The organism is Robertkochia sediminum (assembly GCF_016786255.1).
GTDB classification, from domain to species: domain Bacteria; phylum Bacteroidota; class Bacteroidia; order Flavobacteriales; family Flavobacteriaceae; genus Robertkochia; species Robertkochia sediminum.
Genome location: NZ_JADMKT010000081.1, coordinates 24,433 through 40,920 on the forward strand (window position 1 = coordinate 24,433; position 16,488 = coordinate 40,920).

The window sequence follows — 16,488 nt, forward strand, 5'->3', positions numbered from 1 at the left end:
TATATAGCACATGAAGAACATACTCATTACATCGGCTGGAAAGCGGGTATCTTTGGTCAGGGCTTTTCAAAAGGAGGCAGCAAAAATGCCTTTCCCTGTAAAGATATATTGCTGTGATGCAGCTCCTGAGTTATCAGCTGCATGCCAAATCGCAGATGACTATTTCAAGGTTCCGCGTTTAGATTCGCCTGATTACTGTAAAGTACTTGTTCGAAATTGTATGGAAGCCCATATTAAATTGATCATACCTACTATTGATACCGAACTGCTGCTATTAGCCAAACACTGTAAAGATTTTATTTCCAATAATATTATTCCCCTGGTCTCAGATGCTCAACTGGTCGATATTACAAGGGATAAGAGAAAGATACATCAATTCTTTAGCGATCATTGGATTGACACTGCTGAGACCTATGCCAAGGATAACCTTAAATTTCCTTTGTTCATCAAGCCATATGATGGTAGCAGAAGCGTTGGCACCTACCTTATTCGCAAGCCATCTGAACTTTTACCAAAACATCTCAACAATGAAAAGAACATGTTTTTAGAGTATGTTGACCACGATACCCATGATGAATTCACCTGCGACCTGTATTATGATAAAACTCACAGGTTACGGTGTGCGATCCCTAGAAAGCGAATCGCGGTAAGGGATGGGGAGGTGAATAAGGGAGTTACAGAAAGGAACCATCTGGAAAAAGAAATCCGCAATAAACTGGAGGTGATCCCAGGAGCCAAAGGTTGTCTTACCGCTCAATTCTTCGTAAACAAAAATACCGGAAGAATTATAGGAAATGAGATCAATGCCCGGTTTGGGGGTGGCTTCCCCCTCTCCTATTTAGCCGGGGGCAATTTTCCGGGTTGGATCCTGCATGAGTACTTGTTAAATGAAGAGATTTCAGATCAGTTCAATTCGTGGGAGTCCGGACTACTGATGCTTCGCTATGATCATGAAGTTCTTGTACATGACTATAAAGATTAACCATAATTCTGTGATAGCCTTTGATCTGGATGATACCTTATATAAGGAGGTTAACTTTGTACGGTCTGCATTTACTGAAATTGCTAAAGAAATTCAACCGGAAAACTGGGAGAACCTGTATCTCAACATGTTTCAAAAGTTTAAAGAACAACGGGATGTCTTCGGCTTTTTAGAGGAAACCCATGGGAGGTACAAAAATGATCTCCTCTCAAAATATCGCCAACATAAACCTTCAGTAGGAATTACTAAAATTCCGCAGGAACTGGTTATTTCGATACAGGCAGCAGGTGGTAAGGCCGGGGTGATCACCGATGGCAGAGTAATCACACAGACTAACAAGATCAAGGCCTTAGGACTTAACGACCTGTTGGATTTCATAATTATTTCTGAGGCCACAGGACATGATAAAAAGGACGTTCACAACTTCAATGTACTACAGGAAAAGTTTCCCGGTCATGCATTCACCTATATTGCCGATAATCCCAGAAAAGACTTCTATCACCCCAATGATCTTGGTTGGCAAACCATAGGCATTTTAGATAACGGGAGCCACATTCACCCACAATACATTCCTCTACAAAGTGAGAATTATATGCCTAAATTCTGGGTCACTGATCTCTCCGTGTTCAAAATCAGTTCTTGAACAAAATCCTGTGAACAGGGGATTATTGGCATCTCTTTGCCGATGTTCCAACATCTGCTTCAATTAATCGAATTTCCCCTGTATTAGTCGGCTATTAACATTTTGTTTGTCAATATTTTACGAAATTTTGCTTGCAAACAAAATTGATTAGTAGCGTAATTCAATTTTAAAAAGATGGCTATGGTACTACTACTACTCTCCGCAATCTCGTTAAAATTCAGATCATTAAAGTTTTTAAGCCTTCGAAATGCCCTGATGTTACTATTCCTGGCTTTTGGTTTTCAAAATCAATATGCCCAGGCGCCTTCATGGGGTTCTGCAGGACTAGAAAACGAGAATCTTATCAACCCAACATCCCTGGACTTTGGTCCGAACGAGAAATTATATGTGTCACAACAGGATGGTTTAATTTGGGAGTTTACCATAGAAAGAGATCAGGCTCCTGCCGGGGAAGGTAGTTATACCGTAACGCAGGCCAATACGATCACCCTGATCAAAAACAACACGCCCAACCACCAGGATGACGGTAACCAGAATAGTACCAAGAAACGGCAGATCACAGGTATTCTAGCTACTGGAACAGCTGCAAATCCCATCTTATACGTTAGTTCTTCAGACTGGCGAATTGGGGGTAAGAACGAGCCTGGAAACGATGTAAATCTCGACACGAATTCAGGGATACTTTCCAGATTGACCTGGACAGGTAATGCATGGGAAAAAGTAGATCTCGTGCGTGGTCTTCCAAGGTGTGAAGAAAACCACTCTAATAATGGAATGGAACTTTTCACAAAGAATGGTAAGGAATATTTGTTACTGCAGCAAGGAGGAAATACGAACCAAGGTGCTCCAAGTAACAATTTTGCGGGATCTTCGGAATACTATCTCGCAGGAGCGATTCTAATTATCGATCTCACACAACTTCAACAGATCGAAGACGCCAACGGTGGACCTTTTACAGATCTTCGCGATAACAACACCAAATTCATATATGACCTTCCAACCATTAACGATCCCGAACGTCAGGACATCACGAACGCCCATCCCGAATTCCCATACGGACCAGGGCATCCGCTCTTTAATGCTACCATTGACATCGGTGATCCCTTCGGAGGAAACAACGGATTGAACCAATCGTTTCCGGAGGCTGGCGGACCGGTTCAGATCTTTTCTCCCGGATATAGAAACGCCTATGACATTGTGATCACAGAGCAGGGTGATATTTACACCTTTGACAATGGACCGAATGGTGGATGGGGTGGACCTCCATTCATTCGCACCGCTAACGGGGGTGTAAAAGGAGATCACTATAATACCACGGTAAACCTCGCTGCAGGCGACTATATTACCAATGAATTTAATTATTCTAATGGTGTTACCCACGGTGACCAGTTACACTATGTGGGAACCATTAACGACCCTAACAACACCTATTATGCAGGACACCCTGTACCCATAAGAGCATTTCCTTCGAAGGCACAGGTCATAGAATACGAGTATAATGGTAATGATTGGGTTGTCTCCGGAAAATACGACTGGGAGAATCTGATTCAAGGAGTTAGCGGATATTTTCAGAACAATTTTACCATGAATGATTTTCCTGATGATGGCAGACAAGCCTTATACACCACAGACGATCCCGGAAATCCTGATCTCAATATTCTCGACATTGTGAATTCTTCAACCAATGGGATGTGTGTGTACACCGCTAGTAATTTCAACAACCAGCTAAAGGGAAATATCTTTGCAGCCTCCTTTAACGGGAATATCAATCGTTACGAGCTTGACGTAAACACCAACCAATTAACTGCCAAGAACAACACTTACCTCAGCGGATTTGGTAGTATTCCTTTGGATGTTATCGCCCAGGGGGATGATGAAGTTTTTCCAGGCACCATCTGGGCTGCAACCTATGGTGCAGACAATATCACAGTATTCGAACCTGCCGATTTCGGAATATGTTACCAACCCGGAGATGCGCAATTCGATCCCGAGGCCGACTACGATAAGGACGGATTTACCAATGCCGATGAAATAGCTAACGGAAGTGATCACTGTTCGGCCGGATCCAAACCTTCTGATGCCGATAATGACTTTATTTCTGATCTCACCGATCCCGATGATGATAATGATGGGATTCCGGACCTCCAGGATAATTTCGCACTTGATCCCTTCAATGGAACCAATACGGACCTTCCTGTAACCTATCCTTTCTGGAATAACGATCCGGGAACCGGTATGTTCGGGTTGGGATTCACCGGATTGATGCTTGATCCCACGGGACAAACCAATTACCTTGACATGTACGATGAAGAAAATATGTCATTCGGAGGTGCAGGTGGAAAGGCTACCATCGATTTCACAACATCGGGAGATGCTCTTGAAACACAGAATACACAGGAGTACGCCTTTCAATTCGGGGTGAATATAGACGAGAATTCGGAGCCATTTACAGTACATGGAAAGATCGAAACACCTTTTAATGGAGTAAGCCCCCTAGAAGGCCAATCGTATGGAATATATGTAGGTAAGGGTGACCAGGACAATTATGTGAAAGTTGCCTTGATGAATGGCACACTTCCCGGTGATGAACTTGATGGAATAGAGATCCTTTTGGAGTCTGAAGGCGTGGTAGAATCTCAGATCATTAATGTACCAGGGTTGGTAGATGCTATTGGAGTTGATCTCTACCTAGGCATTGATCCGAAGACCAGAACGCTAGACGTAGCATATTCCCTCGATAATGGGAAAAGCGTTTCAGGGATCGGCAATCAAACATTTCTCCCTGCAGACTTTTTTGACCCGGGCGATGATCAGGGCCTTGCCGTGGGTATTATTAGTACTGCAGGCGCTGCAGAGGAAGGATATACTGCTACCTGGGATTTCCTGAACGTTACAGAAGATCAACCCGGAAGGATCACAGCAAGACCGGATGCTATAGATTTCGGTTTCCTTACGGTGAATAGCAGCCCGGCAGAAGTGATTTTAGAGGTCATTAACCTTGGCGGAAGTGACGACCCGCCGGTAACAATCACATCAATTAATATTATAAACGACCCGGAAGGTCTTTTCGAAGTCAATTCTGATCTACTTTATGAAATAGGTTCCGGAGTGATTCAAAAAATTCCGGTCCGGATCAATCCAGGAGATGCCCCAGGAAAAAAATCTGCCGACCTGCAGATCATTCACGATGGGATAAACAGTCCTTTGAACATTCCTCTTACGGCAGAGCTGGAACAAGCTAAGATCGAGGAACCCCTGGTTAGGATCAATGCCGGAGGAACCGCAAATTTCCTGGCTACCGACGGAGGCCCTGTTTGGGAGGCAAACCCTGAAAATGGCATGTATACGGGAGATAGCTATGTAGTCAATACAGGAAATAATTTTGAATCGGAATTTGATTTCGAACTCAGGGATACTGCAAGTATGCCCAATTATATAGACCGACCAACCTTCGATGCGATCTTTGGAGCAGAGCGTTATGATCTGCCCGATGGTGAAGAGATGCAATATTCCATTCCTCTTGATAACAACACGTATTTGGTTCGCTTGTATTTGGGGACCAACTTCCAGGGTACAAGTTCGGTAGGGAGTAGGGTTTTCGACATTCTCATCGAAGGACAAGAGGTCCTAAACGAATTCGATCCGGTCGCAGCCTTTGGTTTTGGAAGTGCCGGAGTAGTTGAATTCCCTATAACACTGCAAGATGGTGTGCTTGACATTAGCTTTAATCATATTGTAGAGAATCCCAACCTTTATGGTATAGAAATACTCGGGTATTCGTTTTATAACGGGATCAAGGCCCGGGCCCTTGCATTCCCGTTGGAAGGCCCTGCCCCATTAGAAACACAATTTAACGGAAGTAGTTCCAGCGCGGTTAATAATATTAATTCCTATCTATGGAATTTTGACGATGGTACTACCTCCGACGAAATTAATCCATTGCATACTTTTACTACCCCCGGCACCTATAATGTCACCTTAACAATATCTGATGATGCCAACGAGGATACCGACACGCTTGTAGTATCGGTAGAAGAACCTCTGGCACCGGAAGACTTTTCGATCCTGATCAATGCAGGAGGAGAAGAAGCTACATATAATGCTAAGGTCTTCGGTAAAGACGCCTACTACGATTCGGGAAGAGAATATGTTAATAAACAAGCTAAAGTTCCTAACATTTACAGAAGTGAACGAAATGGAAGTTCTAATGAACTAAACTATGAGGTCGCGCTCTCCAATGGTAATTACGAGGTATCCCTGCATTTTGCTGAGATCTATTTTGGTGCAACAGGAGGGTCAGCAAGTTCGGAACCGGGACAACGAATTTTTGATGTTTACATTGAAGATAGTCTGGTACTCGATAATTACGATATCCTTGCTGAGGTAGGCTCCGAGGCTACAGACGTGAAAACATTCAATACAGTTATCACAGACAGGAAGCTTAATATTCGCTTCGATTCAGGTGCACAAACAGGTGGCGTAAACTACCCTAAGGTATCAGCCATCGAGATCAAAGGTTTTAATCCGAATAGCAAGTTCTTACCCCTGGCCATAGCCGATATTCCCGACCAGTTTAATGATGTTGGAGAAACTCCCGACCTGGCTATAAACGCTTCAGGTGGCGATCCTGAAAAAAACTTCACCTATGGGATATCCGGACAACCACCGGGGTTAGACATCGAACCCACGAACGGAATGATCATAGGGTCCATTGCCGAAGGAGCCAGAACGGGAGGCCCTAATAACGACGGAGTTTATGAAGTTACGGTGACCGTTGGTAAATCATTAACCGATACCCTGAGCACAAAATTCAACTGGACCATTGCCGAAGCCTTAAATGCATGGTTCGACAAGGATGAAAGCGAAAACTATACAGCACGACACGAATGTTCTTTTGTTCAGGCCGGTGATCATTTTTTCCTGATGGGAGGAAGAGAAAATGCTAAAAGCATTGACATCTATGATTACAATTCCAATACCTGGACTACTTTAGAAAATAATGCACCCTTCGAGTTCAACCATTTTCAGGCAGTAAGCTATCAGGGCCTCATATGGGTGATCGGGGCTTTCAACACCAATGATTTTCCGAATGAAACTCCCGCTTCAAATATTTGGATCTTCAATCCGCTCACAGAGGAATGGAAACAAGGACCTGAGATCCCTGAATCGCGACGCAGAGGTTCCACCGGTTTGGTAGTACATAACGATATCTTCTACATACTTGGAGGTAATAACGACGGTCACGACGGGGGGTATGTCCCCTATTTCGACAGTTTTAACCCGGCAACAGGGGAATGGACCGTTCTGGCCGATGCTCCCCATGCCAGAGACCACTTTCACGCAGTGGTAGCTCAAAATAAACTCTATGCTATTGGAGGAAGATTATCAGGTGGGCCTGGTGGTGTATTCGCACCAACCATTCCGGAGGTCGATGTATTCGATTTCTCCAATAATACCTGGAGTACCCTTAGCGAATCCCGTAATCTTCCTACACCAAGGGCCGGTGCTGTTACCGTAAAGTTCAAAAATAAGATCTATGTGGCCGGAGGTGAGGCCAATAATCAGGAAGAAGCATTTAAACTAACAGAGATCTTTGATCCATTAACCCAGGTATGGTCCCAGGGTGATGACCTTAATCACGCTCGTCATGGCACCCAGGGAATTGCTTCCGGAAACGGGATCTTTGTAGTCGGAGGTTCACCCAGAAGAGGTGGCGGACAGCAAAAGAATATGGAATATTACAATTATGATAATCCTTCAGGTATCGAACTTAACAAAAGTGAAATTCAACTTCCGGAGGAGCTCATTTTCAGTGCCGGTGAATCTATCGAAGTACAGGCTTTGATCACTGGGGGTAATATGGCCATATTCCCGGATTCTTTATCGGTTAAAGGTCCCAACGCAGACCTTTTTCAACTTGAGATCACGGGTCTGCCATTTCTACTATCGCCAAACAGCACGTATGCCTTCAACATCAACTACCTGGGAACCGGACAATATGATTCGGCAACATTACATGTGTATTATAACGGTGGTCAGGAAACTACCGCTGCCCTGACCACAGACCATATTCCTGTTATGACCGATCTGTTACCGGTATTTCGTATCAATACAGGAGGAAACCTGGTCAATGCCCTTGATGAGGGGCCTGACTGGCTTGGAGACATCAGTAATGGCGCACAGCAATATGAAGACTTCTCGGTAACTACCGGAAATGTATTTGGGGGAACAGAACTCAACTATTTTGACCGTCACCCTTCTATTCCGGACTATATAGATCAGGATATTTTTGAAAAGCTCTTCTCAACAGAACGATATGATACCTCCTCTCCTCCTGAGATGGCGTACAGTATACCCCTTCCTAACGGAAACTACACGGTTCATCTATACTTTGGAACCTCCTACGAACCAACAAAAGATCTTGATAGCAGGATATTTACTATCTCACTGGAAGGCCAGGAGGTAAATCCTTCCTTTGATGTCATTAGAAACTTTGGCTTTAAGGTTGCCGGAATGCTTTCTTACAGCACTACCGTCGAAGATGGAGTGCTCGATATCGCATTTGGTAATGTTGTGCAAAATCCTTTTATAAATGCGATCGAGGTGATGGTAAATGCCAGAGAAATAAACGAGGATCCATTGGCTGTGATCACTTCCAGTGCAACTACCGGTTATACCCCTTTAACTATTAATTTTAGTGGGACTTCATCCCAGGATGACTTTGGTATTGAAAGTTATCAATGGGAGCTGGGCGAAGGTACTACAGCCGAAGGCGCAGAAGTTTCAAAAACATATGCCGAAGCCGGGATTTATCCGGTGGTATTGACCGTTACAGATATTTACGGTCTTTCCGATACAGACACCACTTATATCGAGGTACTTAGACGACCTGATCCGGAACTTACTGTTAGCAATGACACTCTGGACTTTGGAACACAGATCATCAATGGAGAGATCGCTTCCCTTAACCTATCCCTAGGGAATCTCCCTCAAACATTTAATGATCGTATTAGCATTATTGCCGTTACGGTGATGGGAGAGAATGCTGCTATGTTTGCCAGCGACCTTGAATCTCCTCAGGATATCGACACCGGAGCACTGGCTGAAGGAGAGATCACATTTGATCCCCGTACAGTAATTCCGGGAGGAAAAAATGCATTGATCCAGATCGTACACAGCGGGGAGAATTCGCCCTCTGAAGTTATGCTTAGGGCCAACGTGATTAATGACCCGGAGTTAGATCCGTTGTATCGCATTAATATCGGTGGGGCTACTGCCGTAAAAGCTTCCGATGATGGACCGGACTGGGAAAAGAATCCGGAAGATGGATTCTACAAGGGAACCTATTACAACCTTAATGGTGGGACGAACAGTCCAGGGGTATTAGACTATACTCAAAAAGGAACGTCTATTCCCTCCTATTTGAATGAAACTACATTTAATGCACTTTATGCATCTCAACGAAGCAATTCGGAAACCGGTGAAGCAATGAATTTTGAACTCATTCTTCCCAATGGAGACTACATACTAAATTTGTTTAGCAGCAAATCAGAGCTACTGAATCATTCACCTCATTTGACCATTCAAGGGCAGGTCTATAGTGATATTCTCACTCAGCGATCGGTTCAAGAAGATGAAGCTTTGATGATGAGCTTCCCGGTGACAGTAACAAATGAGCAATTATTGATTGATATCCAATCAAATACCGGTGTATTTGCTTTGAACGCATTAGAAATACTTTCGCCCTCAGGAATAGCTCTGGAAGATCTTATTGCCTTTGAAGACGGTCCCGGTGAAAAAGAGCTTAACATCTTCCCTAATCCTTCAGATGGAGAGGTGAACTTTATTTATGGTAATGGAGGCTTGGAGCTTCAAAAAGTGCTGCTATTTGATATGGATGGAAGAATGATAAGAAATATTGATCCCTCTGCCATACCGAGAACAGACGCCCTTACCAACAAAGATGGCTCAAGAATTTATACCCTTGAGTTAACCGGGTTGAGCCGGGGAGTTTATATTCTCGTTACGGAAGATGAGAACGGAGACCAGAAAAAAGCCAAATTGGTTATTGGAAGTACCCAATAATAAAGGAGCTTTTTATTGCAGCATCTGCAATACGATTGATCACGAGAGAAAACCACTTTAACATCGGCTTGTCCTGATCAAAAAGAAAATATAACCCTAGTCGCTATGTACAGATCATTTTTCAAGCGAAGTTTTGACCTTTTATTGGCTGTTTCACTTATTATTTTGTTTAGCCCTGTAATTATTACAGTAACCCTGATCTTATGGAAAACAGCTCATAAGAAACCTTTCTTTTTCCAGGAACGTCCTGGTAGATATGAAAAAATATTTCGCATCGTTAAGTTCAAGACCATGAATGACCAAACCGATGTTGATGGTAATTTACTACCGGATGCTGAGCGATTAACCTCGGTTGGGGCTTTTCTCAGAAAGACCTCGCTTGACGAATTGCCTCAGCTATTTAATGTAGTTAAAGGGGAAATGAGTTTTATTGGGCCCAGGCCATTGCTTAAAAGATACCTCCCCTACTACACGGCTCAGGAGCGCCTAAGACACAGTGTAAGGCCGGGAATAACCGGGTTGGCACAGGTTTCCGGCCGTAACTTCCTGCCATGGAATGAACGACTTCAAATGGATGTAGATTATGTTCAAAGCATGAGTCTTGTGAATGACCTCCGCATAATCCTTCTCACCGTAAAAAATGTGGTAAGTAGAAAAGATATAGAAGTGGTCCCTGATTCGAAGATGCTGGATCTGGAAACATATAGAAAACAAGGCAGCAGAAATTATTTTGTAGGTTAATATTTTACATAACTCTTCAAACTCAGATCAACTTACCCCTGCCCCTGTTATTATAGCGGTAAGATCAAGGAGAAGAAGTTATCCATCAACCTAATAATCAGTTTAATGAACGAAATTCCTCTTTAATAAGAAATTTCCTCATTACATTTTACCTATCGTTCTAATGAACGAGTATATCCCTCATACCTAAACAACCAAGACCCGATTAAAGCAGATTGACAAAAATTACCCATGTAATGAAAAAACAGCAAGTCAAGATCTATGGTGATGGAGGTCATGCCCGAGTAGTCAGGCAAGTCCTGGAAGAAAACGGGATTAATATTCAGGTAGTTATTAATGACTTTCCGATAAAAGGAAAAAAAAATCTACTTTCAGGAATTGCCGAAAATAATATCACCACACTTAATTCCCATATTCAGGACAGTACTTTAGTGATAGCAATTGGGAACAATGAAATACGTAAACGCATAAGCAAACAATTACGTAATGCTACATTTCAGATCGTTAAGCACCGGTCGGCAGTGGTCGCTCCAGACGTAACTATTGGAGAGGGTTCCGTGATCTTTGCGGGTGCAATTATCCAAACCAATACCACGATCGGAAAGCATGTGATCATCAATACAGCCGCCAGTATTGATCACGATAATCATATAGGTGATTATGTACATATCTCACCCAATGCCACCCTTACCGGTCATGTAACTATTGGTGAAGGGAGTCATATTGGCGCCGGGGCCGTGATCATACCCGGTGTAAAAATTGGTAAATGGTGTACCATTGGTGCTGGAGCTGTGATCATCAAAGATATCCCTGACCATTCAACCGTAGTTGGCAACCCAGGTAGAATAATCAAACGAAAAGTTCCGGAGATAAAGGCTTCCCAACGTTTAATCGAAACCGGTTTCGACCTAGCCTTTATCGGAGCAGGAATATCGACTGCTTTCACCCTACTCAATTATCTGCAGCGCAATCCAATCGATAAAACACCTGTAAAAATAGCTGTGATCGATAAGAACGACGAATTTTTTACTGGCATACCCTATGGAAAGCGATCGGGCGAATCGACCCTGCTATTGAGTCCGCTTTCCGACTTCTTACCGGAAAAAGAATTAAACAGGTTCGTTGAATGGCTAAAGGTCAATAAAGATTGGTTGTTAAAAAGGCTTCAAGATCACGGGGGTATCCGCACACACGAATGGATGGTCAATAACCAGAAGAAACTGGATGCAGGAAAGTGGAAATCACTACACATCCCAAGGGTCTTTTTTGGCTATTATATTCAGGAGCGTCTTCAAAACGCCATTAGAGAGGCGGAAAACCATCGTAGAGCAGAAATTGTACTGCTTAAAGAAAACATTACCCGACTTGAAAAGATTGGGTCAAATTTTGTACTCACCGGTGAATCAGGAATACTACACTCCAAAAGAGTGATCTTGGGCATTGGAGCTCCAAGAAAGATCAGATTGAATACTGTTTTTGAATCTTCACAGCTCAGCACACAAAGCCTGGTGATCTCCAATCCCTATGAAAAAGGAATGGATCACACCATAAAAAGCATTCTCAGGTTCGCCAGTAAAACCAGAAAAAGCAAGCCCCGTGTCGTACTATTAGGGGCTAATGCCAGTGCCCTGGAACTACTCTATAAAATGACCGACCTGCAGGGTATTGATAGTAGGATCGAAAAATACTACCTTCTTTCAACACATGGGATAACCCCTAATACCCTCGAAAATAATCACAGGTACATAACCTTCACTCCAAAACATACGCTGGCCCTGAAGTCTGTAAAACAGCTTACTGCAAAGATCATAGCTCAAGCTGTAAATAAAGACCTCACCGATGCAGAAGCATTGGATATCGATCACGCAATTTCAGGTGAACCCATATCCAGGGCCTTCAAACCGCTGATCCAAAAGCTTACCCCGGAAGAAAAAGAAAAGTTCGCTTGTTATTATGGCGATGAGATCGGTCGAAGGCAACGTATTGCGGGATGTCACTACAACAATGCCCTCGAAAACCTAAAAAAGGAAGGACGATTAGAGCACATTCGCGGTAATTTCGAAACACTTCTAAATACAGGGTATCATCCTGTTAGCGTGCAATACACGACTTCCATAGATGATAGATCTGAAAGTGAATCGATATCAGCCGATATCGTGATCAATTGCCTGGGAGCTATCAAGTTGACAGATCCGCAGGTTCCGGAGATCATTCAGAATATGGTTGCCTCTGGTAAGGCTTCGATCAATCCATCACAACGCGGTATCAGAGTTAATCAAAACCTTGAATCAGCACCCGGAATCCATATTATTGGTCCGTTGCTCACGGGGAATGTGATCGACGGAAATCCGATCTGGCACGCTGAACATTGCGGAAGGGTGATCGAACTAACCGAAGTTTTGGCTAACAGACTGGCATCTTTACCTGCTGATCAAAGAGATACCAGGTTACGATTAACAGTCCATGAAATAAGTAGTCAACACGACATAACAGCCTACAAAAACCTTCTAAACGATTATGAGGATCATCCTTACTACCGTTATGAATACTTTGCACATCACAGTAAAGATGAAGGCGAGTTGATCGTGCTGGAACTTCGGGATCCTCACAGGAGCTTGTGTATTATGCCGCTCTTAAAACGTCCGATCAAAACCCTGGGCAAAACGAAACTTTACGATGTGATCTCCCCTTATGGATACAGCGGTCCCTTGTTCCGAAAAGGCATCAACTCACAGACCAAAAAACGATTCTGGGAACTAGTGGATTCATGGTACCAAAAACAACATATAATCAGTGAATTTATACGGTTTAATCACCTCAACAATCACGAAGGATACAACGGTATATTACTACCAACCTTACATAATGTCAAGGGGAAGATCCTGAAAGATGCAGATGAGCAATGGAAGGGATTCAGGTCTAAGGTGCGTAATAACTACCGAAAAGCGGTAAACGATAAGTTATATTTCAGGGCCTATACAGGAAATGAGATCACCATGGAGCATATTAGGTCCTTCCGGGATATCTACATTGAAACCATGGACCGCAATCACGCCTCCAGTAATTATTTCTTCGATCTGGAATACTTCACCCAACTCATTGGCTCCGATCCGCAGAGTTTTATGCTGGCCTTCGCTTTAAAAGAAGAGACCATCATATCTGCCGAACTCATTATTCTCCATAACGATACCATGTTCGCTTTTCTGGGAGGCACTAAAAAGGCCTATTTCTCCAGCAGACCAAATGATTTTCTCAGGGTGGAGATCACCAAAAAGGGAAGAGCAAAAGGAATGCTATGGTACATACTTGGGGGTGGGATCAAAGACTTGGATGGATTGTACAAAAGCAAGAAATATCTTTTTCCGAAAGATACTGACTTCACCTTCTATACCGGAAGGAAGATCGTAAATAAAGAGGTTTACGTAACCCTTTGCAAGGAATTAGACCTGGATACACAACGTACCAATGCATTTTTTCCATTGTACAGAAGTGTAAAGGATCTGCAGCGCGTACGATAAAACACACCTTTTTTGACACTGCCGGATGTACACGCTTCCACCTACTGATACTCCTCGTGTAAATTCAAAGGGATCTGTTTTTGAACTATAGGTGGTTTTTGTTCATTAACAAGATATGCTGCGATCGCTTTAGCAACCAGTTCGCGTCCAAGATCATTCCAATGCTGATCGTAGATGAGGGTTACCGGAGCCTTTTCTTGCCTTAACACCTTCCCGTAATCGATATAAGGAATTCCTGCAGTTAGGAGATAATTTTTTAAATCTTCAGAAAGCAATTGTTCATCCACCAGAAATACGATCTTTTCATGGTTTAATCCCGGCTGACCGACCAGATCCTTAAAATTCTCCAATGTTTTATGTTCCAGACCCTGATCTTTATTCCCTTCAGACTTCTCTTTACCTCCACTACTTCCTGAGATAGCATGCTTCCAGGATACCAATTGTTTGGTCATACTATTAAGGAACCCAATATTTTGAAGATACACCAGAAGCTTGCTATGCTGAAGTAAACCATACATACCCTTCTGTAGTTTGAGTCGTTCTTCAGAAACCCAATAGCGATTCCTTAACAGGTCGTCAGGATAATGCAGATAGACTACAACCATATCGATCTTTTCGAAGAGTTCATCATAGGCTTGTACCAAATGCAGTTCATCGGCCAGATCGTAGCCAGCATATCCAAATTCATAGACTGCGAGCTCAGGCATTCGGCGTTCGATCTTCTTCCCTATTGAATTGTAATAGTCCTGATGAAAACCTTCAATAAAGGAATCGCCTATTAGTGCTACTTCATAGGTCTCTGTTTGCGGGTCGAATTCTCGGTATGAGTTAAATCCGAGGTCATTGATGCGGTATTCTGAAAAATTTTGCCGTCTGTTTCCGGTAGTCACGAATCCCGATTGCCCGGGAACCCACTTCTCTACACCTTTCTCATCGATCATTCGCTCGGGTGTTCCCTTATGGAGGTGTAAACCCCTGACCAATGCTTCTACCAGCAGAAGGATCAGAAAACCATAGGCTAATATTTTAAAAAATAATCGCTTCATTAAAATTGAAAATAGATAAAGGAACGATCTGATCCACTATCGTAGAACAGCAATAAGGCAAAAACAATAAGCGTATAGGTCACCAAACGAACAGCTCCGGTTTTGATAGGAACAGGGTTTCTTTCATCTGCCCTTATATAATATTCATAAGCTATAAAGCATAGCAGCATTAAAAAATAATCGATCATGCGATACCCTTGCGGATGCATATAAAGCGGTAAGGACCACTGCCCTATTAAGCCCTTAAAATAGCCTATGGCATGTCCGAGGTCTTCTGCCCGGAAAAATATCCAGCTTAGGGTTACCATAAAAAATGTGTTGAGCACAGCAAGGATCTCTTTAGCACCCGGAAATTCGTGTTCCCCAAGGAAAGAGCCTTTATACTTTCGGTTCTCTCCTAATAAGAACAGGGGTATGAATAGCAAGGCGTGAAATCCGCCCCACACCACGAAGGTCCAATTGGCTCCATGCCAGAGACCACTCACCAGAAAAATGATAAAAATATTCCTGATGGCCTTCCACTTCCCTTCCCGGGATCCCCCCAAGGGAATATAGAGGTAATCGCGGAACCAGGATGAAAGCGATATATGCCATCGTCTCCAGAACTCTCCGATATTTCTGGAAAAATAAGGGAACCTGAAATTAGACCTCAACTCGATACCAAAGAGCTTGGCCGTACCAATGGCCATATCAGAATACCCGGAAAAATCGCCATAGATCTGAAAACCAAAAAATACAGCTCCCATAAAAAGTACAGGGGCAGCATGCAATTCGTAATGGTTAAAAATATCATCTACTATGGGCGCGAGGGCATCGGCAATGACTACCTTTTTCAACATCCCGTAAAGAAAAAGCCGTAGACCAGCTACCGACTGTTCGTAATTAAATTTTCGTTTACCCGAGATCTGCGGTAGTAAATGAGATGATCGTTCAATTGGCCCTGCCACCAACTGCGGAAAAAAGCTCACAAAAGCTGCAAAATCTACAAAATTATTGGTAGGCTGTACCTTACCGCGATAAATGTCAAAACAATACGACATGGTCTGGAAGGTATAGAAGGAGATCCCAACCGGAAGTATGATTTTTAAGGTCCACACACTGTTCATCTCAAGCCCAAGAGTATGTAACCCATCGACCATAGATCCAACAAAAAAGTTGTAGTATTTGAAGAATCCAAGCACACCGAGATTAAATACCACACTTACCCAAAGCCAAAGCCTTGCCCTACGTTTATCGGGTAATGCCTTTGCCACCATTTTCCCGACATAAAAATCGACAATGGTACTAGCCAGGATCAAAAAAAGAAATCGCCAATCCCACCAGCCATAAAAGATATAGCTACCAACAAGCAGGAGGATGTTCTGCCAAAGATGTCTGCGCCTGAAGGCCACCCAATACAGGAAAAAGATCAGGGGCAGGAATAAAAAGTATGCTAACGAATTAAAAAGCACGTGGCAGGTTCTCTTTTAAATG

General features: G+C 43.1%; 7 protein-coding genes. 5 read left to right on the forward strand and 2 right to left on the reverse strand.

What is annotated here, in order from left to right; translation table 11 throughout:
• Positions 1–10 precede the first annotated feature (10 nt).
• The 5 genes from IS446_RS14670 to IS446_RS14690 all read left to right on the forward strand — a co-directional run bounded on the left by IS446_RS14670 (position 11) and on the right by IS446_RS14690 (position 13,969).
• Positions 11–982, forward strand: a complete 972-nt coding sequence (locus tag IS446_RS14670) for an ATP-grasp domain-containing protein (protein ID WP_203061513.1) — start codon at positions 11–13, stop codon at positions 980–982.
• A complete protein-coding gene (locus IS446_RS14675; protein WP_203061514.1) occupies positions 966–1,625 on the forward strand; it encodes an HAD family hydrolase in 660 nt (219 codons plus the stop codon). The genes IS446_RS14670 and IS446_RS14675 overlap by 17 nt, the downstream gene beginning before the upstream one ends.
• 180 nt (positions 1,626–1,805) lie before the next feature.
• Positions 1,806–9,710: a malectin domain-containing carbohydrate-binding protein gene (locus IS446_RS14680; RefSeq protein ID WP_235996523.1), complete on the forward strand. Its 7,905-nt coding sequence runs from the start codon at positions 1,806–1,808 to the stop codon at positions 9,708–9,710.
• Between the two features lie 105 nt (positions 9,711–9,815).
• A complete protein-coding gene (locus IS446_RS14685; RefSeq protein WP_203061516.1) occupies positions 9,816–10,451 on the forward strand; it encodes a sugar transferase in 636 nt (211 codons plus the stop codon).
• A gap of 236 nt (positions 10,452–10,687) precedes the next feature.
• The gene (locus tag IS446_RS14690; protein WP_203061517.1) at positions 10,688–13,969 is read left to right on the forward strand and encodes a NeuD/PglB/VioB family sugar acetyltransferase; all 3,282 of its coding nucleotides are present in this window, start codon (positions 10,688–10,690) and stop codon (positions 13,967–13,969) included.
• 41 nt (positions 13,970–14,010) lie between these two features.
• On the opposite strand, the gene IS446_RS14695 is transcribed toward IS446_RS14690, so the two are convergent.
• A complete protein-coding gene (locus tag IS446_RS14695) occupies positions 14,011–15,015 on the reverse strand; it encodes a hypothetical protein (protein WP_203061518.1) in 1,005 nt (334 codons plus the stop codon).
• Positions 15,015–16,466, reverse strand: a complete 1,452-nt coding sequence (locus IS446_RS14700) for an MBOAT family O-acyltransferase (protein WP_203061519.1) — start codon at positions 16,464–16,466, stop codon at positions 15,015–15,017. The genes IS446_RS14695 and IS446_RS14700 overlap by 1 nt, the downstream gene beginning before the upstream one ends.
• Between the last annotated feature and the right edge of the window lie 22 nt (positions 16,467–16,488).

What these genes read in the sequence shown, in the direction of transcription:
- IS446_RS14670 (WP_203061513.1), top strand. Translation starts at nt 11, where the DNA reads ATGAAGAACATACTCATTACATCGGCTGGAAAGCGGGTATCTTTGGTC.
- IS446_RS14675 (WP_203061514.1), top strand. Translation starts at nt 966, where the DNA reads ATGACTATAAAGATTAACCATAATTCTGTGATAGCCTTTGATCTGGAT.
- IS446_RS14680 (WP_235996523.1), top strand. Translation starts at nt 1,806, where the DNA reads ATGGTACTACTACTACTCTCCGCAATCTCGTTAAAATTCAGATCATTA.
- IS446_RS14685 (WP_203061516.1), top strand. Translation starts at nt 9,816, where the DNA reads ATGTACAGATCATTTTTCAAGCGAAGTTTTGACCTTTTATTGGCTGTT.
- IS446_RS14690 (WP_203061517.1), top strand. Translation starts at nt 10,688, where the DNA reads ATGAAAAAACAGCAAGTCAAGATCTATGGTGATGGAGGTCATGCCCGA.
- IS446_RS14695 (WP_203061518.1), bottom strand. Translation starts at nt 15,015, where the DNA reads ATGAAGCGATTATTTTTTAAAATATTAGCCTATGGTTTTCTGATCCTT.